Annotated in this window: 19 protein-coding genes and 1 CRISPR repeat array; of the genes, 10 read left to right on the top strand and 9 right to left on the bottom strand. The window is 40.8% G+C overall.

Translation table 11 applies throughout. The annotated features are described in order from the left end of the window. Positions 1 to 3: 3 nt before the first annotated feature. The 5 genes from RB604_RS16390 to cas2 all read left to right on the top strand — a co-directional run bounded on the left by RB604_RS16390 (position 4) and on the right by cas2 (position 4258). Positions 4 to 1329, top strand: a complete 1326-nt coding sequence (locus RB604_RS16390) for a hypothetical protein (protein ID WP_007481207.1) — start codon at positions 4 to 6, stop codon at positions 1327 to 1329. A 10-nt stretch (positions 1330 to 1339) separates the two neighbouring features. After that, the gene (locus RB604_RS16385; RefSeq protein WP_007481205.1) at positions 1340 to 2401 is read left to right on the top strand and encodes a hypothetical protein; all 1062 of its coding nucleotides are present in this window, start codon (positions 1340 to 1342) and stop codon (positions 2399 to 2401) included. A gap of 61 nt (positions 2402 to 2462) precedes the next feature. Further along, on the top strand, positions 2463 to 2975 hold the full coding sequence (gene cas4, locus RB604_RS16380) for a CRISPR-associated protein Cas4 (RefSeq protein ID WP_007481203.1): 513 nt from the start codon (positions 2463 to 2465) through the stop codon (positions 2973 to 2975). Further along, positions 2972 to 3991, top strand: a complete 1020-nt coding sequence (gene cas1b / locus RB604_RS16375; RefSeq protein WP_007481201.1) for a type I-B CRISPR-associated endonuclease Cas1b — start codon at positions 2972 to 2974, stop codon at positions 3989 to 3991. Before cas4 ends, cas1b begins: the two co-directional genes overlap by 4 nt. Positions 3992 to 3994: 3 nt before the next feature. After that, positions 3995 to 4258, top strand: a complete 264-nt coding sequence (gene cas2 / locus RB604_RS16370) for a CRISPR-associated endonuclease Cas2 (protein ID WP_007481200.1) — start codon at positions 3995 to 3997, stop codon at positions 4256 to 4258. Positions 4259 to 4471: 213 nt separating this feature from the next. After that, positions 4472 to 9788: direct repeats of the CRISPR family, unit length 30 nt; unit sequence GTATTAATTGTACCGTTGTGGAATTGAAAC. 97 nt (positions 9789 to 9885) lie between these two features. Here cas2 and RB604_RS16365 read toward each other — a convergent pair. Continuing rightward, the gene (locus RB604_RS16365) at positions 9886 to 11526 is read right to left on the bottom strand and encodes a B12-binding domain-containing radical SAM protein (protein WP_005931467.1); all 1641 of its coding nucleotides are present in this window, start codon (positions 11524 to 11526) and stop codon (positions 9886 to 9888) included. Positions 11527 to 11641: 115 nt separating this feature from the next. Between RB604_RS16365 and RB604_RS16360 the strand changes: the two genes are divergently transcribed. Together RB604_RS16360 and RB604_RS16355 are read left to right on the top strand one after the other, a co-directional pair. After that, positions 11642 to 12061 (top strand): hypothetical protein, encoded by a 420-nt coding sequence (locus tag RB604_RS16360; RefSeq protein ID WP_007481197.1) that lies wholly within the window; start codon positions 11642 to 11644, stop codon positions 12059 to 12061. Positions 12062 to 12070: 9 nt separating this feature from the next. Then, positions 12071 to 12481: a hypothetical protein gene (locus RB604_RS16355; RefSeq protein WP_007481196.1), complete on the top strand. Its 411-nt coding sequence runs from the start codon at positions 12071 to 12073 to the stop codon at positions 12479 to 12481. A 123-nt stretch (positions 12482 to 12604) separates the two neighbouring features. Here the strand turns inward: RB604_RS16355 and RB604_RS16350 are convergent, their stop codons facing one another. Both RB604_RS16350 and rlmD read right to left on the bottom strand, forming a co-directional pair. Beyond that, entirely contained in the window at positions 12605 to 13531 is a 927-nt protein-coding gene (locus RB604_RS16350) for an RluA family pseudouridine synthase (protein WP_007481194.1), read from the bottom strand. 10 nt (positions 13532 to 13541) lie between these two features. After that, positions 13542 to 14960, bottom strand: a complete 1419-nt coding sequence (gene rlmD, locus RB604_RS16345; RefSeq protein WP_025819149.1) for a 23S rRNA (uracil(1939)-C(5))-methyltransferase RlmD — start codon at positions 14958 to 14960, stop codon at positions 13542 to 13544. 200 nt (positions 14961 to 15160) lie between these two features. On the opposite strand from rlmD, the gene ppdK reads away from it, so the two are divergent. The 3 genes from ppdK (at position 15161) to RB604_RS16330 (ending at position 19421) form a co-directional block, all read left to right on the top strand. Next, on the top strand, positions 15161 to 17881 hold the full coding sequence (ppdK, locus tag RB604_RS16340) for a pyruvate, phosphate dikinase (RefSeq protein ID WP_005931483.1): 2721 nt from the start codon (positions 15161 to 15163) through the stop codon (positions 17879 to 17881). A gap of 192 nt (positions 17882 to 18073) precedes the next feature. Beyond that, complete coding sequence (locus tag RB604_RS16335; RefSeq protein WP_005931486.1) at positions 18074 to 18592, top strand: outer membrane beta-barrel protein; 519 nt, start codon at positions 18074 to 18076, stop codon at positions 18590 to 18592. 217 nt (positions 18593 to 18809) lie between these two features. Then, positions 18810 to 19421, top strand: a complete 612-nt coding sequence (locus RB604_RS16330) for a porin family protein (protein WP_005931489.1) — start codon at positions 18810 to 18812, stop codon at positions 19419 to 19421. 88 nt (positions 19422 to 19509) lie between these two features. On the opposite strand, the gene RB604_RS16325 is transcribed toward RB604_RS16330, so the two are convergent. The 6 genes from RB604_RS16325 to RB604_RS16300 form a co-directional block, all read right to left on the bottom strand. Further along, on the bottom strand, positions 19510 to 20118 hold the full coding sequence (locus RB604_RS16325) for a thiamine phosphate synthase (RefSeq protein WP_005931492.1): 609 nt from the start codon (positions 20116 to 20118) through the stop codon (positions 19510 to 19512). Positions 20119 to 20178: 60 nt separating this feature from the next. Beyond that, complete coding sequence (locus tag RB604_RS16320; RefSeq protein WP_007481191.1) at positions 20179 to 20871, bottom strand: HesA/MoeB/ThiF family protein; 693 nt, start codon at positions 20869 to 20871, stop codon at positions 20179 to 20181. A gap of 229 nt (positions 20872 to 21100) precedes the next feature. Next, positions 21101 to 22228, bottom strand: coding sequence for a 2-iminoacetate synthase ThiH (gene thiH / locus RB604_RS16315; protein WP_005931498.1), 1128 nt, complete (start codon positions 22226 to 22228; stop codon positions 21101 to 21103). Between the two features lie 86 nt (positions 22229 to 22314). Further along, entirely contained in the window at positions 22315 to 22845 is a 531-nt protein-coding gene (locus RB604_RS16310; protein WP_005931500.1) for a HEAT-like fold family protein, read from the bottom strand. Positions 22846 to 22852: 7 nt separating this feature from the next. Further along, entirely contained in the window at positions 22853 to 24547 is a 1695-nt protein-coding gene (thiC, locus tag RB604_RS16305; RefSeq protein WP_005931501.1) for a phosphomethylpyrimidine synthase ThiC, read from the bottom strand. Positions 24548 to 24612: 65 nt separating this feature from the next. Then, positions 24613 to 25389, bottom strand: coding sequence for a thiazole synthase (locus RB604_RS16300; RefSeq protein WP_055294364.1), 777 nt, complete (start codon positions 25387 to 25389; stop codon positions 24613 to 24615). Positions 25390 to 25396: the final 7 nt, after the last annotated feature.

Genomic DNA, 25396 nt, shown 5'->3' with positions numbered 1-25396 from the left:
CTTATGTATGCAACAACCATAGGATACACCTTCTTGAAAGCTTATAATAATAAGTTTCAAACGAATTATACGGGACGTACTTTCTTTGAAGAAGTTTTTGTACCGTTATTTTTTGATCATCCCAAGTATATGATGACTGCCGGTAATTCTCCGTTAGAGAATCCTAAATTGAGTTGGGAGGATATGATAAAAGGCAAAAAGCCTTTTGAAACAGCCGAACGCAGAAAAGAGAGAATCGATAAGATGATCAATAAAATCGAATCGGAAAAGGCGGATGCCAGTATAGCGATTGGGTATGGGGTAGTGGATGCTGCTGCGGCCACTACGGGGCAGATCACTAATATTGACTTTCCAGATAATAAGGAAGATATTTACTGCTCCTGGATTGGTGCAGGGCTGGGAGTGGGGATTACCGGAGGATTGACCATCTTGTTTAATAACGAAGCACTCTTATTGGATATCTATGAGGGATGGAAATGCTATCGGCAATATTTGGAAGAATATCCTTTGATGAAAGGAAATCAGATAAACACGTGGAACGGGCGATGGCTGGTTCATCGGTATCAACCGGATTTTGACGAAACAGATCCTACGGCCGGATTTAATCCGTTGGAGCCGATCAATGGCGGATTGCTCGGTTTACAGACCATATCTTGGGTAGAGGTTCTCTTGAAAATAGCCCGGCGTTTTCCTGCGAACAATTTGGTGGGATATTTATATAGTATCGGGCAGACGAACACTACCATTGGTTTTATTCCTTTCAAGCTCCAGGATATTATTCGCCCCGACCAGTTGTATGAAAAAATATTTGGTAAGCTTGATTACCAAAAAGATGCTCCAAAGGTTTCCAAGCTATATGGAACAGCTATCGGATTACGGGCAGCTTGTCAGGCAGGTGCCATCGGAATACCGGCTATGGAGCCTAAAGGATTAAAGGCTTTCTTTCCTACTACCAAGGGAGTTAAAAATATTCCACATAAGGAGGGGGACGAAGAACAAAGAATAACATATTATACTTACTTAATTTGGATATTAGCTATGTTGAACAATGAGAAATTATGGGAACTGTCCCGCGAATTCGCGGAATTGTTGCTGAAGTACGAAGCGGGCGCAGGAAAAGCAAGAACAGATCGGAAGAACAACGTGAACCGGCTGTTGGAATCTGTTTCTGTAAAACAGTTTCTTCAAAATCTGATTCCTGTCATTCAAGACGAGAAGGAAGTGGAGGGGTATGAAAATATGGGAAAAATAGTGCATTCGATGCCTAAAGATAATTTCCCTTATTTCAATACATTGATTAGATTTCAATACGCATTATTAAACAAATAATATAATCACAATGAAACCGTACATTTATTTAAGAGGATTGCGTCATGTAGACCTGTCTGTGTTTTGTGTGGAGAGTGGACAAAAGGTATATTGGGACCCCGTGTTCGGCACTTCGGTTCCATATTCAAGTGGACAACAAGTAAAGAGAAGCATTCTGGATTCTATAAACTGTGAGTTGCAGGCTGATCCGTCTTCCGTTACTTTTGTTTTCGATGTAAATAGTAAGAATCTTTTAGGAGAAGGGGAGGTGCTTTCTCTTTGTGATCCTCAATATTACGATCAGCTATTGGGAGGCTGGATGAGGGCTTCAAAAGGGGGTACTGAGCGTACGCTGAAAAGAAGGAGTCCATTCTCTATTTCTGCTATGCGTCCATTGCATCCGTTGTTGGGAGGACGCATTACAGAGAATGCGACTTTTGACCGAAGTGACAGGCCGGAATTGCATAAAGTAATAGTGCGCGATGCTTCCGGTAAACCGATGAGCGAAGAACAGGTAGAAACCCTGTTGACAGGAACGGACAGAAGTCTGTACCGTAAATGGATTCCTGATAATACCCGTGCTACCGGTTTATTTGTATACGATATTGCTATTGACTTGCGTACCTTATTTGCGGTTTCGGTAAATCAGATGGAACCGGAATTGACCAAAGAGAAGATCGAGGAATTGAAAGAAAAAGGTTGGGTAGCTTCCCGTAATGTTTTTGGCGAGTGCCTGGTGATGCCCAAAGCTGACAGGGAAAGAGTGATACCGGCTATTGCCAAAGCGCTTATTAATTGGAAGATAACAAGTAATCAATCCAGAACATTCAGTTTGATGGAAACGCTTGCCATTGCAGTGAGTGATAATGCCAATGCGTTGGCAGGCGCCATTCGTGCCAAGTTAGTAGAAGAAACAGAAAGGCCTAAAGCCAAACCTCTGATAGATGAAACAGCCGGGGCGGATTTATACGTAACCTTGCCTTGTTCGGGATATATGACCACTGAAACAGAGTCCGCTGACGCCTTGCAGAAAGCGGAGGATAAATTGAAGGAGTGGATGCTTGCTTTTGATTATGAAAATCAAAAAGGATAATGATAGGATGTGTAAGGCAGGGCTGTATGGTTCTGCCTTATTCTCTTAATTTCAAATGGAAATGAATATTACAGGCACTCACTTTAATTATTATCAGATTTGTAAGCGCAAATTATGGCTGTTTGCTAATGGCATAAGTATGGAACATACCTCTGACTTGGTCCATGAGGGAAAGTTGATACATGAAGAATCTTATCCGCAGCGTTCTGCTAAATACGAAGAGGTAGAGATGGACGGGATAAAAGTGGATTATTATGATACTTTGCACAAGGTAATTCATGAAATAAAAAAGTCCGATAAGGTTGAAGTGGCTCATGAATGGCAATTAAAATATTATATGTATGTATTCGAACAGAATGGCATAGAGGGTATCTCCGGAATATTGGAATATCCGGTTTTGCGGAAAAGGGATACGGTGCTGCTGAGTGATATAGATCGTGAAACGATTGTTGAAATGATAAATGAAATAAAGCAGGTTATCGAATCTGATTTTTGTCCACCTTTGGAGAAGAAACGAATATGCAGAAATTGTAGTTATTGGGATTTTTGTTATAGTGGGGAGGAGGAAGAGTGAAAAAGACTTATTATTTATTTAATCCGGGACAATTGGAACGTAAAGACAATACTTTGAAGTTTACTCCTGTTGCGGAGGAAGACGGTAATGGAGAGCCTTGTACGGGACAGCCCCGCTATCTACCTGTTGAAGATGTAAATGAGTTTTATGTTTTTGGTTCATTACGGGCTAATAGTTCCTTGTTTAATTTCTTGGGACAGAAAGATATAGCAGTACATTTCTTTGATTACTATGAGAATTATACCGGATCGTTTATGCCGAAAGATTCTCTTTTGTCCGGGCGAATGCTATTAGCTCAAACTTCTGCATATCAGAACAAAAAGAAGCGACTTTTGATAGCACAAAAATTTATAGAAGCGGCTGCTTATAATATGGTTAAAAATTTGCAGTACTATAATCGCCGGGGGAAAGACATGGAGGAAGTCATGGAACTTATCAAAGGATATGCTTCTAAACTTTCTGAAACTGCTTCCATACAAGAATTGATGGGAACGGAAGGAATGATCCGGCAAACTTATTATGATGCATTCAACCTTATTTTGAATGATTTTGAAATGGGAAATCGCACCAAACAACCTCCTTTAAATGAAGTAAATGCGCTTATCTCTTTTGGAAATATGATGTGTTATACGTTGTGTTTGAGAGCTATCCATCAGACGCAATTAAATCCGACTATTAGTTTCTTACATACTCCTGGAGAACGGCGTTACTCTTTGGCATTAGACATTGCAGAAATTTTCAAGCCTGTTATTATTGACCGGGTAATTTTTAGAGTCTTGAACAGGAAAGAGATTCAAGAGAAGCATTTTGATCGAAAGCTGAATCGTTGTTTGTTGAATCAAACAGGAAAAAAGATTTTTGTGAAAGCCATTGAAGATAAGCTTATTGAAACGATCAAGCATCGGACATTGAATAGAAATGTAAGTTATCGGCATTTAATGAAACTGGAATGCTATAAATTAGCGAAACATTTATTGGATATAGAAGAATACAAACCCTTTAAAATGTATTGGTAAAATATGTATGTCATTTTGGTTTATGATTTTGGCGAAAGACGAGTTGCAAAGATGCTGAAGCTATGTCGTAAGTATTTGAATTGGATACAAAATTCCGTATTTGAGGGGGAAATATCAGAAGTACGATTAAAGGAAATGTTATCTGCTGCAAAGGCTTTCATGAAGGAAGATGAAGATAGTATTATTGTTTTTAAAGGTTCCTCACAATGTTCTTTGGAGAAGAAAATTATCGGGAAAGAACGGTGTAGTATCGACAATTTTTTATAATTTAGTTGTCGATAATTGTTTTTATTGTCTTTGCAATAAGGCTCTACGTTGTAGATCGTTCTTTGACGTGTTGATATACAGTGAAATAGCTGCTATGTCGATGTCCGGCATTTTTTATGTTATTATCCATCGACATAATTAATCATATAAAAAGCATATTTGTTATTTGCTAACTCACTCATTTTTAATTGTTTTTTTTGAGTGTTTGTTAGAGTATTAATTGTACCGTTGTGGAATTGAAACAAGAATGGGAAGTAACTAAATACCTACGCAGACGTATTAATTGTACCGTTGTGGAATTGAAACACCTGATAGATGGTCAAAGATCAAAACCGGACTTTGTATTAATTGTACCGTTGTGGAATTGAAACGCTTATGATATCCGAACAGACAGATGGGAAATCGCAGTATTAATTGTACCGTTGTGGAATTGAAACATAATCTACACAGAGCGAAAGGACGGAGTGCTTCGTATTAATTGTACCGTTGTGGAATTGAAACTGTTATATTTGTGACGTAATCAAAAACATTATTCGTATTAATTGTACCGTTGTGGAATTGAAACTTTGACGCAACTCTTGATGTGGATAACCAGATTAAGTATTAATTGTACCGTTGTGGAATTGAAACGACAAAACAGTATCGGGGCTCATTCTCCGTACCTTGTATTAATTGTACCGTTGTGGAATTGAAACGAAGTCGCTAAGTCGATAAGGTTACGCGCTTGACGTATTAATTGTACCGTTGTGGAATTGAAACTGCTCTTGCTTTTTGCTTTCGGCATTCATAACATTGTATTAATTGTACCGTTGTGGAATTGAAACAACGGACAGATGGGAAATAGCACAAGCGGCAATGGAGGTATTAATTGTACCGTTGTGGAATTGAAACTGAAGCGGCAGGGTTAAACCCAGCTCTACTGTACGGTATTAATTGTACCGTTGTGGAATTGAAACTAATTTTGTTATTACCGTTTCGTTCTTTGCATTCCAGTATTAATTGTACCGTTGTGGAATTGAAACTTTGACGCTGCTTTGATAAGGGCTTTTATTTTTACAGTATTAATTGTACCGTTGTGGAATTGAAACTATCACTTCAGATATAAAATGCTCGCGTCCGTCCTTGTATTAATTGTACCGTTGTGGAATTGAAACAGGAGTGCACGCAGGGGTAACACTGTTAGAAGGAGTATTAATTGTACCGTTGTGGAATTGAAACGAAGGTGCTTGTCCTGCTGTTCCCTGTCCGTTTCCTAGTATTAATTGTACCGTTGTGGAATTGAAACCAAAGAAAGAAATTCATAAATGACCAAAGCTCTATGGTATTAATTGTACCGTTGTGGAATTGAAACTAGAATTTGTAGTGTTGTGTTAGTGGCACTTTTAGTATTAATTGTACCGTTGTGGAATTGAAACATCTCGGTTTTTGATAGCTTCTTGTGCTTCTTCTTGTGTATTAATTGTACCGTTGTGGAATTGAAACATTGTCGGATGTGTTAGTACGTTTGGCTGTAGGTTGTATTAATTGTACCGTTGTGGAATTGAAACATGTGTTTTGTAATCATTTCTTATTTTTTTTGTTGTTGTATTAATTGTACCGTTGTGGAATTGAAACTGTGTATAGGTATGTTTTTTCAGCGGGAGCGTATCCGTATTAATTGTACCGTTGTGGAATTGAAACCGCTGAATAGGAGCCTGAGCGAGTGTGCGAGCGAGTATTAATTGTACCGTTGTGGAATTGAAACGTAACATTGTATTATATGCTTCATATGCGCTTTTTTGTATTAATTGTACCGTTGTGGAATTGAAACATTTATGTTACCTGCTAAGTTAGCTACGGTTAAACTGTATTAATTGTACCGTTGTGGAATTGAAACCTTGGAGGTTATGGCGCACCCGTATTAGACACGTTTGTATTAATTGTACCGTTGTGGAATTGAAACACTGTTGGATGTGTTAGTACAACTGCTGATAGCTCTGTATTAATTGTACCGTTGTGGAATTGAAACTGATTCCTCGCTAATTGTTAATGTTACAAATACTGTATTAATTGTACCGTTGTGGAATTGAAACTCTGAAATTGCAATCAATGCATTAGCAAAGGATTGTATTAATTGTACCGTTGTGGAATTGAAACATTGATCACAAGGGTCAGAAGAGACATCAATAATAGTATTAATTGTACCGTTGTGGAATTGAAACGTTTATAATATCTACACAGGACAGTCTGTTTTGTCGTATTAATTGTACCGTTGTGGAATTGAAACCCAGCAATACGACTTGCAATGTAATCAATAGGGAGTATTAATTGTACCGTTGTGGAATTGAAACTTGATTACGATCTGCTTGATTGTTCTTCACGTATTTGTATTAATTGTACCGTTGTGGAATTGAAACAACACTTTCCGGCTTCATTTTAGAACAATCATAAGTATTAATTGTACCGTTGTGGAATTGAAACAAAGGTGTACCTAAAGGTGGTAGATTTTGCATACCTTGTATTAATTGTACCGTTGTGGAATTGAAACACTCATAAAGTTTATATGTGTGTTTTCTGTCATCGTATTAATTGTACCGTTGTGGAATTGAAACGAAATTCTTACACAGATGACCGACAATATTCAATGTATTAATTGTACCGTTGTGGAATTGAAACTTTTTTTTCTCTGTGTAGATAATTGGTGCTGAATGTATTAATTGTACCGTTGTGGAATTGAAACCCTTCTAATTTGTCTGGTACATCTTTGAAATTTTGTATTAATTGTACCGTTGTGGAATTGAAACATATTTTATTTTCGCTGCAACTTCTTCAGTTTTCATAGTATTAATTGTACCGTTGTGGAATTGAAACGTAGAACGATCAACCACAACGTACTTGTCAATATTGTATTAATTGTACCGTTGTGGAATTGAAACTTGGTTATACTGAACTTGACCATCAATATAATAAGGTATTAATTGTACCGTTGTGGAATTGAAACTTGAACGTCCTGGCTCCCTTACGATAATACAGGGAAGAGTATTAATTGTACCGTTGTGGAATTGAAACTCAACAAACCGATATCGTTGACGGGACGGTTCAAGTATTAATTGTACCGTTGTGGAATTGAAACAAGGGAGATTGCATGTGGCGGAAGCACAGAACCTGTATTAATTGTACCGTTGTGGAATTGAAACCTAATTTTTCAGTCTTTTCCGGGAACACACAGTCGTATTAATTGTACCGTTGTGGAATTGAAACACTGAAAGAAGACCGACGCTTATAGACCCTTATAGTATTAATTGTACCGTTGTGGAATTGAAACAACCCTGCGTTGATTCGTGATTTTAGAGAGCTTCCGTGTATTAATTGTACCGTTGTGGAATTGAAACAATTTACGGAATTTGGCAATGTCGCTTGGGAACTGTATTAATTGTACCGTTGTGGAATTGAAACATTTCCGACGACAGTACAATCTTCCCTTGGGAGATGTATTAATTGTACCGTTGTGGAATTGAAACTAATTTAAAATATTTTAAAGAAGTCGATTTTTTTTAAGTATTAATTGTACCGTTGTGGAATTGAAACACCCGTGTTCCAGGAGGTTGTACCCCCTGTGATGGGTATTAATTGTACCGTTGTGGAATTGAAACTTGTGGAACATAATCACCGTCAGCAAGCATTCCCGTATTAATTGTACCGTTGTGGAATTGAAACGTTGGAATCGGTAGAAAAGGATTCTAAGGAGGAAGTATTAATTGTACCGTTGTGGAATTGAAACTAAATCTTATCCGTTGTCTCCGTAACTGCAAATACAGTATTAATTGTACCGTTGTGGAATTGAAACACGATATCAACGCGAACGTTGCGTGCGATTGCACGGGGTATTAATTGTACCGTTGTGGAATTGAAACACATGTACAGATGAGCGATTAAGATACGTAACATCGTATTAATTGTACCGTTGTGGAATTGAAACGTTTCGTAGGTGATATCCCCGAACTCCTTCTCCAAGTATTAATTGTACCGTTGTGGAATTGAAACATTGAAGCCGTGTCAAAAACTGTCTGTGGCGCAGTCCGTATTAATTGTACCGTTGTGGAATTGAAACTATTCACCAACCGCAAAATAACGAATATTGTGTTGTATTAATTGTACCGTTGTGGAATTGAAACGAAAGTGTAACATTCTTAATTGTCAGCTCAAAATTGTATTAATTGTACCGTTGTGGAATTGAAACATCGTTGAGCCGTATGGGTATAACATCGTTGATGGTAGTATTAATTGTACCGTTGTGGAATTGAAACCGAAAAGTTCTTCACTTTCAATTCCTCTATCAGTGTATTAATTGTACCGTTGTGGAATTGAAACATGCTAAGAAGCAAGGTAAACTTACGGATGAGCAAATGTATTAATTGTACCGTTGTGGAATTGAAACAAAAGCAATCAGTGCAAAAAGACAAAGAGATTATGTATTAATTGTACCGTTGTGGAATTGAAACGACGAACGATTAAGATATGTTACAGCAGCATGCGGAGTATTAATTGTACCGTTGTGGAATTGAAACAGAGATTCGGTAACGGGAGCGCCTTTCTTATCATAGTATTAATTGTACCGTTGTGGAATTGAAACACTGTTGTACAATCGTATAGGACAGAAAAATATAGTATTAATTGTACCGTTGTGGAATTGAAACACTGTTGTACAATCGTATAGGACAGAAAAATATAGTATTAATTGTACCGTTGTGGAATTGAAACCACTTTGGGAGATGCTCATTATTATAAGTCAAGGTAAGGTATTAATTGTACCGTTGTGGAATTGAAACTAAGTTGAGCGTTTGCTCGGGTATCTACCAACGCAGTATTAATTGTACCGTTGTGGAATTGAAACACATTGTTCAACAAATTTCAATTTAGAATGCAAGGGTATTAATTGTACCGTTGTGGAATTGAAACTTCGAACGTCATTGGTACATTGTTTGATGCGTTTAGTATTAATTGTACCGTTGTGGAATTGAAACACAAGATTAAACGAAGAAACACAATACAACGAATTAGTATTAATTGTACCGTTGTGGAATTGAAACCGGGAATTCAATAAATGCCACCCGGCTGGCAGCCGGTATTAATTGTACCGTTGTGGAATTGAAACACTTTTGAAGTCAAGGTATTGCGGTTTGTGTACGATGTATTAATTGTACCGTTGTGGAATTGAAACGATTGGCGCGGTCGCTTTCGATGATTTGGCCATGGTATTAATTGTACCGTTGTGGAATTGAAACTGTCAGAAGCATCAACCGTTCCATCACCTGTAATCTTGGTATTAATTGTACCGTTGTGGAATTGAAACCTGTTTCTTACGCTTACCTATAATAATGAACATCTCCGTATTAATTGTACCGTTGTGGAATTGAAACAATTGACCTAAGGTTATAAATATACCTAGTAATGTAGTATTAATTGTACCGTTATGGAATTGAAACTAATAATTGGCAGCAGTACCCATTGCACAGGCATCGTATTAATTGTATCGTTATGAAATTGAATCATGTGAACCGTAATTTTGTTGGAACAGAGTGTTGTATGTTAATAGCACTACCATGAAATGAGATTTTATAGATTACTAAATGAAAGGGTGATCTACGTCACATTGTGAGCGCTTTAAATACCGGTTCTGCCTTTTGTATTTCTGATTCAAATCCAAACCAGTATCCTGCTTGTCCTTCTTGATTGGCGGGCAGGAAACATAAGCGTAATGTCTCTTTGTACTTGCCATAAATGGTTATCCACGTTTCGGGAGGGATTTGTCGTTTCGTTTTTACTTTTTCTGCCGGAAGTTTCTTTAGTGACATGCCCGCTTCTATCCAAGCAATGCTGACCTGTGTCTGATAGGCCGGATAATTTTGCTTACAGAATTCATACAAAATCAATCCTCTTTTTTCCAAGCTCAGTGGTTGGTCTATCAAGCCGATTTGCATAAGGTGATCCAGAAAATGATGCAAGAAATGTTCGTTTTCCAACATCAGTGTCCGAGTGATGTTTTGCCAGGTAGGAGTATTATAAAAGCCATCCAGTAAGCGCGAGAGCACACGGGCTGTTTGTAATTCGTCTACACTGATTTCTCTTGTTTGTAGGACTTCGTAGGGAGGAAGAGGAGCATATTGAATGCCGAGTTCTTCGGCTCTTCGCCGCATTTCCGTTCCGGGAAGCAATTTCAATGATTCCAGTTGAATCTCTCCTGCACCGTATTCAGCCAGAGTATGTATGTCTTCGAAAATTTCAGAAAGATGATATAGAGGCAATCCGGCAATGAGATCGGCATGAGTCTCCATATTGTGCAAGGAACATAGATATTTCAATCCGTCTAAAGCATCGGATAAGCGTCCCATTCTACGGCTCTGTTCCAGTACTGGTTCGCGCAAACTTTGGATACCGGCTTCCAAGTGTAGCAAACCTTTAGGAAGTCCGGCCAGTTCTTTTTTCAATTCTTCGGAAAGTAAAGCGGGATGTATTTCCAGATGAAAACAGATATCCGGTGAAAACTCAAGAAACAGGTTTAGTAGTTCTTTGGCCCGCTTGTTATTGTAGTTGAACGTACGGTCGAGTACACGGACATTCTTTATTCCATGTCGGTGAATTTCCATCAAGCGTTCACGGATTGTTTCTATTGGAAGTGTTCGTACCGGCTTCTCTCCACCGCTTACACAGAAAGCACAAGTGTTGAAACATCCTCGTGTTGTCTCTAATTGTACGAATGGTTTGCTCCAGTTAAAGAAACTGCTCTTTTCCGGCGGGATGAGATGAACAAAGTTCATTACACGGGCAATACCGTTGTCGTGATACAGATTTTTCTTGTCGAGGTAGCATAGTCCAGTGACTGTATCCCATTGTTCCGGTTGATTTTGATATTGTAACCATTGAGGAAATACTTCTTCACCTTCTCCCCGGAATACACAATCGACAAAAGGATTTTTACGTAGAAAGTCTTCATTGTCTCCTAAAAATTCCGGACCTCCCAGAGCGATGCGGCAATAAGGTAGTAATGCTTTGGCCCTTGAGAGAATGTGTAACAGTTGCTCATGATTGAATAACCAGTTGGTTGCTGCTATAATATCCGGATGGTGATGATAGATACTGTTTGTCACCATTCCTACGTTTTCATTGATGGTAGCTGAAACGATTTCCCATTCAAAGGAGTCGTTGGTAGCCATCTGTGCATGTAGTGCCGGTAGCGCCAATGAGGAGTGAGCATAAGAACTGTTTAAGTCGAGCCAAAGAATTTTCATGTAAAAAGTTTAACGTTTATGTTTGCAAAGGTACAAAAAAGCGGGCTTTATTCACATATAGTAGATTAAAAACACTATATTTGCCAACGTATTATTAACAATAAAGCATAAGAATATGAAAAGATTAAACTATACAAGATTCGCATTGTTATTGATATTGGTGCTTGGCTTGGGAGCTTGTGGCGACGATATTTATTACACAGATGACTATTTGCGCAACAGTGATGAAAAACTGTGTGGCAAGACATGGACGGAAAATAGCAAGATGGATAATGATATGAAGTGCGTGCATCAATTGAAGTTTACTCAAGATAGGAGCGGACAGGAAATATTTCAATATTACCGTCCGGAGGAATCTCGTCCTTATAGTACTGTGACCTATAATTTTACTTGGGAATGGATAGACCAGGAAATGGAAGGGTTGAGACTCGACCGTGGTGCAAACGAAGTTTATTATTTTGAGAATGTTTGGGTGCGCCAGAATTATCTTTCCGGTAAATTGGATGGAGTTGAGGTGACATTTAGAAAAGAATAGGAAAAGAATATGAAAGTATTGAATCACATAAAACTGCTACTGGTATTGGCGATGGCTATTTTGAGTTTTTCATCTTGTGAACAAGATGACGAATCAATTTATTACTATATTATAGATCGTACTTGGGTGGGCGATCTGGGTTTCGCGGTAGGCCCTTATAATGTGGAAAGCGGCATTACTTTCAAAGGAAACGATTATGCTATCGATGAGCAGTATTATTATGCCGATGGTGGTGGAGGAAGAGCGGCTACTTTACCTGTTCGCTGGTGGATAGACATGGGAACTTTGTATCTGGATTATGGGCCGGATTATCCTATGTTGGAAATAAGAGGTGTATATGTCAGTGGCCGATTCCTGAACGGAGAGCTTTATGCCGATGGTGCATATGAATTTAGTGTATCCTTAGAAATGGATAATTAAAATCGTGTTTGGATGCGAGTATGCCAATAGGTATTTTGCCATATATATAATGATAATGCTCCATAACATGTTTTGCTACGAGGCATTATCATTATATATATGGGTATTTTCACTTACCGCTTCTTATTTTTTCAGAAACAGTTTCTTGAATGCCGGTGGATATGGAGTTTCGAATTCCATCAGTTCGTTGGTTACCGGATGATAGAAGCAGAGTTTGAATGCATGAAGGGCAAGGCGTCCGATAGGATTCGGAGTGTTTTCTCCACCGTATCTACCGTCACCAATGATAGGATGTCCTAAGTCTTGCATGTGTACACGAATCTGATTCTTACGTCCTGTTTCCAGATCCAATTCCATCAATGAATATCCGTTAGCACGTTTGATTGTGTGATAATGAGTGACTGATTTCGAACCGCCATCATCATATTTGCTGGAGCTTACGTAGAGTGTACGATCGGTCAACCAAGAGGTTACCGTTCCATGATCTTTTTCCATTTCACCAGCAACTACTGCTACGTAGCGACGGTCTGTCACGATATCATGCCAATATTCACGTAAGGTATGCTGTGTCTTTTCATCTTTGGCAAACATCATCAATCCCGAAGTGTCTCTGTCCAGACGATGTACGATATATATGCGGTGGTGCTTTCCCGAACGTTGCACATACTCGTTGAGAATGGTATATGCCGTACGTTCTTTCTGTCTTTCCGTATTGACGGACAATAGTCCTTCCATTTTCTCCACCACGATGATATAGGCATCCTCGTAGACGATCTTTAGCAAGCGGTTACTGAATTCTTTCCGGCCTTTGTCCTTGCTGATTTCTATTTTCATGCCCGGTTGCAACGGAAAATTGAATTGTGTGGTGATGACCTTATCAACGTATACGATACGTTTACTCAACAATGATTTCAACTTTGTACGGCTGGCATCCGGCATTTTGCTGGCAAGGAACTCCATCAGTTCCATAGGCTCTTTCACCGTATATCCCGTATATTGTGCTTTGGCTTTTTCGGCTGCACTTCTTTTTGGTTTTTTCTCTTTAGCCATATTTTCTCTTTTATCTGAGTTCGAGTAAAACGACATTCTCAACATGGTGTGTATGTGGGAACATATCGACTGGTTGTACTGCTTTTACTTTGTATTTCACGTCCAGCAACTGTAAGTCACGCGCTTGTGTGGCCGGATTACAACTGACATATACAATTCGTTTTGGTTCGGCAAAAAGGATAACATCTACTACATCTTGATGCATTCCGGCACGTGGAGGGTCAGTAATGATAACATCCGGACGACCATATTCATTGATGAACTCTTGGGTCAGCATGTCTTTCATGTCTCCGGCAAAGAATAGGGTATTGTCTATTCCATTGATTTCGGCATTCACTTTGGCGTCTTCTATGGCTTCGGGTACATACTCGATACCGATCACTTGGCGAGCTTGGCGGGACACGAAGTTGGCAATGGTTCCCGTACCCGTATAAAGGTCGTACACCAATTCGTTTCCTGTCAGTCCGGCAAAATCACGGGCTATCTTATACAGATTGTATGCTTGTTCGGAGTTGGTCTGGTAGAATGATTTCGGACCGACTTTGAAGCGCAATCCTTCCATTTCTTCGAAAATGTGGTCATTACCTTTAAAAACGTAGACATCCAGATCATTGATGGTGTCATTGCATTTATTATTAATAATATATAGCAGAGAAGTAATTTCCGGGAATGTGTCTGCCACGTATTGCAGCAGTTGCTTAAAGAGCGTCATTTCACTGTCTTCTACGATCTTGCAGATAATAATAACCATTAGCTCACCCGTAGAAGAGGTGCGGATAATCATATTGCGAAGCATGCCTTCTTGCGAGCGCAGATTGATGAAAGAGTAGTTGTGCTCGTAAGCATAATCACGTACCGCATTACGGATACGGTTGGATATATCATTCTGTAACCAGCATTTCTCAATAGCCAGCACCTTGTCGAATGCTCCGGGAATGTGGAATCCTACAGCATTCATCTGGTCGTATTTCACTTCTTGTTTTACTTCTTCGTATGTGAGCCAGCGTTTGTCCGAAAAGGTAAATTCCAATTTATTCCGATAGAATTCGGTTTTGGCGGAACCCAATATCGGAGAAATTTCCGGCAGTTCGATTTTTCCGATTCTTCTCAGGTTATCTTCCACTTGTTTCTGCTTGTATTTGATTTGTTCTGCATAGGGAAGCACTTGCCACTTACAACCACCGCATATGCCATAGTGCTGGCAGAAAGGAACGGCACGTGTTGAAGAATATTCGTGGAAATTCACAGCTTCTGCTTCGGCATATTTGTTCTTTTTGCGTTTGATTTGCAGATCTACCACATCACCCGGTACTACATAAGGAACAAAAATCACCAGGTCGTTTACTTTTGCTATGGCTTTTCCTTCGGCAGCCACATCCGTAATTGTTACCTTCTCTAATAAGGGAAGTTCTTTTTTCTTTCTTGCCACTTTTACACCAGTCTAATAAATTATTTCGCAAAAATAGGTATTTTTTCGGGATTTCTCTCTATCAGATGAAATAATAAAGATTGCAATGTCGAAATTGCATTTTAATAGAAACTTTTTTCATGAAAAGTTTTCTGGTTTGTGAAATATACTTAGATTTGCGAACAGAAAAAATCACAATTAGATAACTTTAAATACGTATTATGGACAAAAAAAGAGTTTATACCTTTGGAAATGGCCAGGCGGAAGGCAAGGCCGGTATGAGAAATCTATTGGGTGGTAAAGGTGCCAATCTTGCAGAAATGAATCTTATCGGGGTTCCTGTTCCTCCCGGATTTACAATCACAACAGACGTTTGTACCGAATATTATGAATTGGGACAAGATAAAGTCGTAGCTCTCCTAAAAGACGAAGTAGAAAAAGCCATTGCAAATGTAGAAGTACTGATGAAGTCGAAATTCGGCGATATCGAAAATCCTCTGCTCGTTTCGGTCCGTTCCGGAGCGCGTGCTTCTATGCCGGGTATGATGGATACTATTTTGAATTTGGGCTTAAATGATGAGGTGGTGGAAGGATTGACCCGCAAAACCGGTAATGCCCGTTTTGCATGGGACTCTTATCGTCGTTTCGTACAAATGTATGGCGATGTGGTATTGGGCATGAAACCTGTGAATAAGGAGGATGTCGATCCGTTCGAAGCTATCATTGAAGAGGTGAAACATGCTAAAGGTGTGAAATTGGACAATCAGCTTGAAGTAGAAGACCTCAAGGAACTGGTGAAGCGCTTTAAGGCTGCTGTAAAAGAACAGACTGGAAAAGATTTTCCGACATGTGCCTATGAACAACTTTGGGGAGCTATTTGTGCCGTATTTAATTCATGGATGAACGAACGTGCCATTCTTTATCGTAAAATGGAAGGTATTCCTGATGAATGGGGGACTGCCGTTTCTGTACAGGCAATGGTATTTGGTAATATGGGCGATACTTCTGCTACCGGTGTTTGCTTCTCACGCGATGCTGCTACGGGTGAAGACCTGTTCAATGGCGAATATCTGATTAATGCACAGGGCGAAGATGTGGTGGCCGGTATCCGTACTCCGCAACAGATTACTAAAATAGGGTCTCAGCGTTGGGCTGTATTGGCCGGTGTGACAGAAGAAGTACGCGCCGCTCAATTTCCTTCTATGGAAGAGGCTATGCCCGAAATCTACAAACAACTGGATGCATTACAAACTAAACTTGAAAATCATTACCGCGACATGCAGGATATGGAGTTTACTGTACAGGAAGGTAAATTGTGGTTCCTGCAAACCCGTAACGGCAAACGTACCGGTGCGGCTATGGTGAAAATTGCCATGGATTTGCTCCATCAGGGAATGATTGACGAAAAGACCGCTCTAATGCGTGTTGAACCCAATAAGCTGGATGAGCTTCTTCACCCGGTATTCGATAAAAATGCTTTGAAACAGGCGAAAGTGCTGACTCGCGGACTTCCTGCTTCTCCGGGTGCTGCAACCGGACAGATTGTATTCTTTGCTGATGATGCTGCCGAATGGGCTGCCGGAGGTAAGAAAGTAGTAATGGTACGTGTGGAGACTTCTCCCGAAGACCTTGCCGGTATGGCTGTTGCACAGGGTATCTTGACTGCTCGCGGTGGTATGACTTCTCACGCTGCCGTAGTAGCACGTGGTATGGGTAAATGTTGTGTTTCCGGTGCCGGTGCTTTGAATATCGATTATAAGGCACGCACGGTAGAAGTAGACGGTGTTCTGTTAAAAGAAGGCGATTATATCTCGTTGAACGGTAGTACGGGTGAAGTTTATCAAGGTAAAGTAGAAACGAAAGCTGCCGAGCTTTCCGGTGATTTTGCCGAATTGATGGCTTTGGCCGATAAATATACGAAACTTCAGGTACGTACTAATGCCGATACTCCGCATGATGCAAAAGTAGCCCGTGATTTTGGTGCTGTGGGAATCGGTCTTTGTCGTACGGAACATATGTTCTTCGAAGGTGAGAAGATTAAAGCAATGCGTGAGATGATTCTGGCTGAGAACGCGGATGGACGTCGTAAAGCGTTGGCTAAAATTCTTCCGTACCAGCAAGCGGATTTTAAAGGAATCTTTAAGGCAATGGCTGGTTGTCCGGTGACTGTTCGTCTGCTCGATCCTCCTTTGCACGAGTTCGTTCCGCACGATTTGAAAGGACAACAGGAAATGGCAGATACAATGGGGGTAAGCTTGCAATATATCCAACAGCGTGTAGAATCGCTTTGCGAACATAATCCGATGTTGGGTCACCGCGGTTGTCGTTTGGGTAATACTTATCCGGAAATCACTCAGATGCAGACTCGTGCCATTCTTGGTGCTGCTCTCGAATTAAAGAAAGAAGGTGTTGAGACACATCCGGAAATCATGGTACCGTTGACCGGTATCCTTTATGAATTCAAGCAGCAGGAAGACGTGATTCGTGCTGAGGCTGAAAAACTCTTTGCAGAGGTTGGTGATCGTATTGATTATAAGGTAGGTACGATGATTGAGATTCCACGTGCTGCTTTGACAGCCGATCGCATTGCTTCTTCAGCCGAGTTCTTCTCATTTGGTACGAATGATTTAACACAGATGACATTCGGTTATTCTCGTGATGACATTGCTTCTTTCCTTCCGGTTTATCTGGAAAAGAAGATTCTGAAAGTAGACCCATTCCAAGTGCTCGACCAAAACGGTGTAGGCCAGTTGGTTCGTATGGCTACGGAAAAGGGGCGTGCGGTTCGTCCGGATTTGAAATGTGGTATTTGCGGTGAACATGGTGGTGAACCTTCATCTGTGAAGTTCTGCCATAGAGTAGGATTGAACTATGTAAGTTGTTCTCCATTCCGTGTACCCATTGCGAGACTTGCAGCGGCGCAGGCAGCATTAGAAGATTGATAACGTTTATAATCATATCTTGGAGAGGGAAGCCATTAAAAACGGCTTCCCTTTTTTATTTATCTATTTCGAAGTTTTATAAAAAACTAACTAAAATATTGTTTAGTCAAAACTCTTGTTATATCTTTGCGCCCCGAAATAAATAGACACATGAACTTGCCTATTTTATGTTTAATTTAAAACAAAAGAAAAATGAAAAAACTGTTAGTGTCTTTATTTGTAATGGTGGCAGCCTTGTCTGTGAATGCTCAAGATCTTTACATGGGTGGTGTATTTAATTTATGGCGTAATGGTGATGCCAATAGAACTAATTTTACAATTGCCCCCGAAGTCGGTTATAACCTTAATGAACAGTGGGCGGTAGGAGTTACGTTCTCTTATTCACACGATTATTTTGAGAAAATGAAAAGAAATAGCGTTGCTATTGCACCTTATGCACGTTTTTCTTATTATGAGAATAAGATTGTCAGACTGTTTATTGACGGTGGTCTGGGATTTTCAACCAATCGTATAAAAGGTGCTGATAAAGCTACCAATGGTTATGAAATCGGTTTGAAGCCGGGGATTGCTTTAAAGTTGAATAAGAATTTTAGTCTTATTGCTAAATGTGGCTTCGTGGGCTTCAGGGATGATTATTCGGTGACTGAAGACGGTTTTGGTATCAGTTTGCAGAGTGAAGACTTGAGCTTTGGTTTTCATTATGAATTTTAACAGACCGGTTTTGAAAGATTAAAGCGAAGATCCTTTATTTTCAAATCAGAAATAGGGAAGGGAGTTCCAATAAATAGGGAATTCCCTTTTCTTGTATGTAATATCTATTTGTTGTATAATTATTAACAATATGTTTGTTTTTAATGTATTTAAATAATATATTTGTAACATTGTTAACACAGAAAATGACTTTATATTAATTAAAAACATTAAAATTATGAAGAAAGGTATTTTATTAGTGATGTTCGCTTTATTGTCTTTAGCGGGTTTTTCACAAGTTTCCTGGAATGCTAAAGTCGGTATGAATATCAGTAACTTTACGGGTGATTTGGATGTGAGTGCTAAGGTTGGTGTTAAATTGGGGGTAGGGATGGAATATGCCTTTAACGATACGTGGTTGTTACAGCCTTCTTTGTTTTTGTCCCAAAAGGGGGCTAAGTTCAGTGCAACTGTTTCCGGTAATGAAGCTGAAGTAAAGTTCAATGCAATGTATTTTGAATTGCCGATTATGGCGGCAGCGCGTTTCAATGTGGCCAATAATACGAATATTGTGGTAAGCGCCGGTCCATATTTAGCTTGTGGAGTAGGAGGAAAAACCAGAACCAAAATGAGTATAAGTGGATCGAAGACGGATATCAAGGAAAAAACTTTCGGAAGTGATGCCTTTGATCGTTTTGATGCCGGTTTGGGAGTGGGTGTTGCAGCCGAGTTCGGTCGGATTATTGTAGGTATTGATGGTCAGTTTGGTTTGGTGAAACTGGCAGATCTGAACCTTGACTCTAACCCTAAAAATATAAACTGTGCTATTACTTTAGGATATAAATTCTAAATGGCCTAACTGCCTTGCTAACGCAACAAACTCCCGCTTCATTCATTAAGAGTAAAGTGGGAGTTCTTATATCGAATTGCTATAAATATCAATCAGCCAGCTTTTTCAACTTTTTAAAGTGTTCTATTACTGCCAGATAATCACGGTCACAACAAGCATCGAATTTATTCCAAACGTCTCCGAGTACTACGGCACCACCGAAACCAAAATCTTTTATTTCTAATATATTTTCTTCATTAATGCCACCGAGCGCCATTACTTTACAGTCGATAATTTTATCTTTCTGTGCTTGGCGTAGTTCTTCGGCTGTGTAAGTGGAGTAATAATTCACCTTCGAGATACTGTCGTAGATGGGACTCATGAATACATAATCGTAGAAGTGCTTTTTATTTTTCACCTCTTCTACCGAATGACACGAACAACTTACGTGCCCTGCATAGTCATGGGGCTCTTTAGGGTTTCTACTGTTTAAGTGGATTCCCATCAGATTGAATTCCTCTTTTAAGTAGAAATGTTCGTGCGTAACGATACGGTGATGAAATTTCTCCGGTATCAGCGTCAGCAGACGTTCTGAGTACATAGCAGGTGTTTCCGGTTTTCTAAGGTGTAGAATGTCCAGACCCTCTTCGAAAAGAGCAGTAATTATTTTGTCTTCTTCAACGAAGAAGGTGGGGGTGGTAACTACAATGAGCTTCATTTCTTTTGTTAAACAATTTGTTTAGCAAAGTTAGCAATTAACTATATCCGATGCCAACGTTTATAGTGAAAATATGTTAGATTGCCATGTCCGCAGGTCAATTGTCCATAATTTACCTGCCAAAACTTCTCCAAAACCACAGATTATTTTCAATACTTCGGTGGCTTCTACACTGCCTGTGATAGCAGGAGTAACCCCTAATACTCCTTTGGGCGGGGGAGGCATGCGTAGCATTTCTTCTTCATCGGGATAAAGGTCTCTGTATGTTTTGGGAGTATTTCCGTAGTTGAAAACGGATACTTGGCCTTCAAAGCCACAGATGGCTCCGTAGACGTAGGGTTTTCCCTGTTCTATGCAGATGTCATTGATCAGATAACGCGTGGCAAAATTGTCACACCCATCCACAACTATATCATAATCACTGATAAGTTCGCTTGCATTGTCTTTATTTAGGCGTCCCGGGCAGGAGTTCACAGTAATTTCGCTGTTGAGTGCGGTAAGATGCATAGCAGCACATACGGCTTTGAAATCTCCAAGTTCCTCTTCGGTGTATATCACTTGCCGTTGCAGATTACTGATACTTACTTCGTCATTGTCTACCAGTCCGATAGTACCTACTCCGGCACCTGTTAGGTAGAGAGCGATGGGTGATCCCAACCCGCCGACACCCACTATCAATACTTTGGCCGCTTTCAGCTTGGCTTGTCCTTCGTTTCCTATTTCGGGAAGCATGATTTGACGGTTATAACGCATATTCAAATGTTTTTATAGTTGATAATGATGTTGCATAGCTTAGATGAAAAGCTGTTGTAGTTTAAATGAAAAGTTACCGTAGTAGTTATCTTTTCTCAATTGTGAGACGAGCGTCTCACAATTGAGCGACACGCGTATCATAGATGTGAGACGTTCGTATCACAATTGAGAAACAACTACTGTTCAAGCTTCTTTTGAGGTAAATGTAGAATGAATAGTGTTGATGTTACTATACTCTTTTCAGATTGTCGAAACTTTGATCCCAGTCTTTCCATACAGGCTCGCGACCGAGTTTTCTCAGATCTCTTTCCACTTCCACGGCTTTGCGGTCATCATTTATGTGAAACTGTTCCAGGGTTTGCGGATAGCTGTAATATCCGCCCGGCTCTGTTTTGCTCTCAGCACTCATGGTAGTTACACCTAATGTTGCCATATGATTACGTATCTCGGCACTTTCGCGGGTGGAGTAGGAGATATCTACATCGTGATCGAAGATGCGCATAGCAAAGGTCAACTGTGCTAATTCGCGGTCGTTCATGATGATGTTGGGTTGGAAACCGCCATTTTCCGAAGGACGCATCCGTGGGAAATTGACACTATATTTGGTTTTCCAATAATGTTTTTGAAGATAACGCAGGTGGTAAGCCATCATTGTAACATCCGTACGCCACTCTTCCAGGCCGATGAGCACTCCCATGCCGATTTTGTGTACGCCGGCTTGTCCCATGCGGTCGAAACCGTTGACGCGCCATTCGAATTTGGACTTCATGCCGCGTGGATGATAGGTTTTATAATTAGCCTTGTTGTATGTCTCCTGAAAACAGATGACACCGTTCAGTCCGTGATAGGTCAGTTCTTCATATTCTTCCGCTTTGAGAGGCATCACTTCTATCTGAAGGTTGCTGAAGTAAGGTTTAGCCAAATCTAAAGCGCGTGCTATGTAGGGCACTCCGGCGGCTGCCGGATTCTCTCCTGTTACCAGCAGCAGGTTCTCGAAAGGAGCGAGCCGTTTGATAGCTTTGTATTCGTTTATGATTTCTTCATCAGTCAATATGGTGCGTTTCATAGGATTGCTAATGTGAAAACCACAATAAACGCATGAATTGGTACATGAGTTGGTGAGGTACAAGGGAACAAACATGGAGATCGTCTTTCCGAAACGTTCCATTGTGTACTTTTGACTGAGTCGCGCCATTACTTCCAGATAAGGGGTGGCGGCAGGTGATATGAGTGCCATGAAATCGTTCACATCACAGTGTTCTTTGCCTAATGCACGACGTACGTCGGCATCTGTTTTGGAATAGATGGCTTTCGTCGTCTCCTCCCATGATATTTTTTCTAATTCTTCTGAAAACATATTGATTCTACTACTTAACTACTTAATTATTTGATCATTCAACTACTTATCTACTTGACTACTTAACTACTAAATTCTTCCCCTGACTACTTCCTCCCCATTTTTTTCAATGTGTTTCGGATAGCAGTAGTTACTCCTTTTGTGAAGAATTCCGTTTCGGCATTTTCCAGTATGATGCGTAGTTCACCCATTAGCTCCGGTTCTTTTTCGCAGAGTCGATAGGCCATCTTGATACATAAGGCTTGCACACCGATGCTTTCGGCAGGTGAAAACATACGGTCGAAACAGAAATTCAGCAGGGGGACCGATATTGGTTCTTGTATCGGAAGATTGAAAAGTATGGAAAGATATAGGCGTTTCGAACCGTCGTGTTTGCAAGTCAGCAATCGGTCGGTCAGTTCTCCGTATAGCGGAATGAACCATTCCGGATGTATCTCACTCAGTTTTTCACACACCCATAAGGCGCGCCATGATACCAGTGGCTTACTGTCGGAAGTCAGTTGGTATATGTCGGGGAAATATTCCGGATGGTAGTTGATTTCCTTTACCAATGGCTTTATATCTAATTCGGAAATATGCACCAACAGCATATTACGGAATTCGTCTATTCTCTCCATATTTGCTTTATTCTTCTTTTTTAGTATTTCTGAGTTCACGGCTCAGACGCATGGCACAGAAGTTGGGGCCGCACATGGTGCAATACTCTCCGTCTGTGTGACGTCCGGCATGAAAATAAGAAAAAGCACGTTCCGGGTCGAGTGAAAGGTCGAATTGATCTTTCCAACGGAATTCATAACGGGCTTTGCTCAATGCATTGTCGCGAACTTGTGCCCCGGGATGTCCTTTGGCAAGGTCGGCGGCATGGGCGGCTATCTTGTAAGTGATGACCCCTACACGTACGTCTTCCTTATCCGGAAGCGCCAGATGTTCTTTCGGAGTGACATAGCAGAGCATGGCTGTACCTAACCATCCTATTTGGGCTGCACCGATGGCCGATGTGATATGGTCGTATCCCGGAGCGATGTCCGTGACCAACGGACCGAGCGTGTAGAACGGTGCATTATGGCATTTTTCGATCTGACGTTCCATATTCTCTTTTATTTTGTGCATGGGCACGTGTCCCGGACCTTCGATGAATGCTTGCACATTCTTTTCCCAAGCACGTACAACGAGTTCTCCCATGGTGTCGAGTTCGGCAAACTGTGCTTCATCATTGGCATCGTGGATAGAGCCGGGACGCAGTCCGTCGCCCAGTGAAACGGCTACATCATATTGTGCTAAGATGTCGCAGATGTCATCAAAGTGTTCGTAGAGAAAACTCTCGCGATCGTGTACCAGACACCATTTGCTCATGATGCTTCCGCCACGGCTTACGATACCGCAAAGACGTTTGTCGGCCAAATGCACATTATGGCGACGGATACCCGCATGAATGGTAAAATAATCCACTCCCTGCTCACATTGCTCGATCAAGGTATCGCGGTAAAGTTCCCAAGTGAGGTCTTCTACCTTACCGTTCACTTTCTCCAATGCTTGATAGATGGGCACGGTGCCTACCGGTACAGGGCAGTTACGGATAATCCATTCGCGCGTTTCGTGAATATTTTCTCCGGTGGAAAGATCCATAAGTGTATCTCCACCCCATTTACAACTCCATACGGCTTTTTCTACTTCCTCGTCGATACCGGAAGTAGTGGCCGAGTTACCGATGTTCGTATTAATCTTCACAAGGAAATTACGGCCGATGATCATTGGTTCCGCTTCAGGATGATTGATGTTGGCGGGTAGCACGGCACGGCCTTCGGCTATTTCCCGGCGGACAAATTCGGGTGTGATATAGGTTTCGATGCCCAATTCTTCGCAGTTCATGTTTTCACGGATGGCTACATATTCCATTTCCGGAGTGATAATTCCCCGTTTGGCATATGCCATTTGGGTGATGTGCTCTCCTTCCTTAGCCCGGTATGGCAGGGCGATATGTTCGAAACGGAGATGATCCAGACTTTTATCATCACGACGCATACGGCCGTATTCGGAAGTGATTTCGGGCAGTTGCTCCACATCACCACGTTTCAGAATCCATTCTTCACGCATACGGGGTAACCCCTTTTTCAAATCCACGGATATTTCGGGGTCGCTGAAAGGCCCACTGGTATCGTATACATATATTTTCGGGTTAGGGGTTATAATCTTTTCGTCGCCATTGAAAGTCGTACTGGGCACTTGTTCCACTTTACGCATGGCTACCCGTATGTCGGGAAACAGTTTTCCCGATATATATACTTTCTCTGAACGGGGAAATTTTATCTTTTGTTCCATGTTATAAGCAATTGTTAATTAGTGATAAGTGATAGTATGTTATGATATCTTTTTAGCATGGAAGCCTATGAGTTAAGAAAAGCAGTTAATGGCGAACTGGCTTCAGCCATCAGGTTGTCGATTTGCATTCCCAATCCGGCTTCATAAGCCATGCGGCCCGCTTCAACTGCCTGTTTGAAGGCTTTAGCCATCTCTACCGGGTTACCGGCTACGGCAATGGCTGTGTTTACCAAACAAGCTGCTGCGCCCAGTTCCATTGCTTCGGCGGCATGGCTTGGTGCACCGATTCCGGCATCTACCACTACCGGAATATTAGCTTGTTCAATGATGATTTTCAGAAATTCTTTGGTTTGCAGACCTTTGTTTGTTCCGATGGGTGCACCGAGGGGCATTACAGTTGCCGCACCGGCTTCTTCCAATTGTTTGCATAATACAGGATCGGCCTGGCAGTAGGGAAGTACGACAAATCCCAGTTTTACCAATTCTTCGGTAGCCTTCAATGTTTCTACCGAATCCGGAAGCAGATAGCGCGGGTCGGGATGAATCTCTAACTTCAACCAGTTCGTTCCGAAAGCTTCGCGTGCCATTTGTGCGGCAAATACGGCCTCTTCCGCATTTCGTACACCCGATGTATTGGGTAACAACTGGATGTGCGGATGAATGATGTGTTTTAACATGTCATCCTCTTTATTATCCATATCTATGCGTTTCATGGCCACCGTTACCATTTCAGTACCCGATGCAAGTAAAGATTGTTCCATCAGCTCGTTTGAGTTGAATTTTCCTGTACCAAGGAATAGCCGGGAGTTGAATTCACGTCCCGCAATAATAAGCTGTTTCATGATTTAT

The sequence above is a fragment of the Bacteroides salyersiae genome (assembly GCF_031172035.1).
Taxonomy (GTDB): domain Bacteria; phylum Bacteroidota; class Bacteroidia; order Bacteroidales; family Bacteroidaceae; genus Bacteroides; species Bacteroides salyersiae.
The sequence above is the reverse complement of the archived record's forward strand: the minus strand, read 5'-3'. Positions and strand labels throughout refer to the sequence as shown.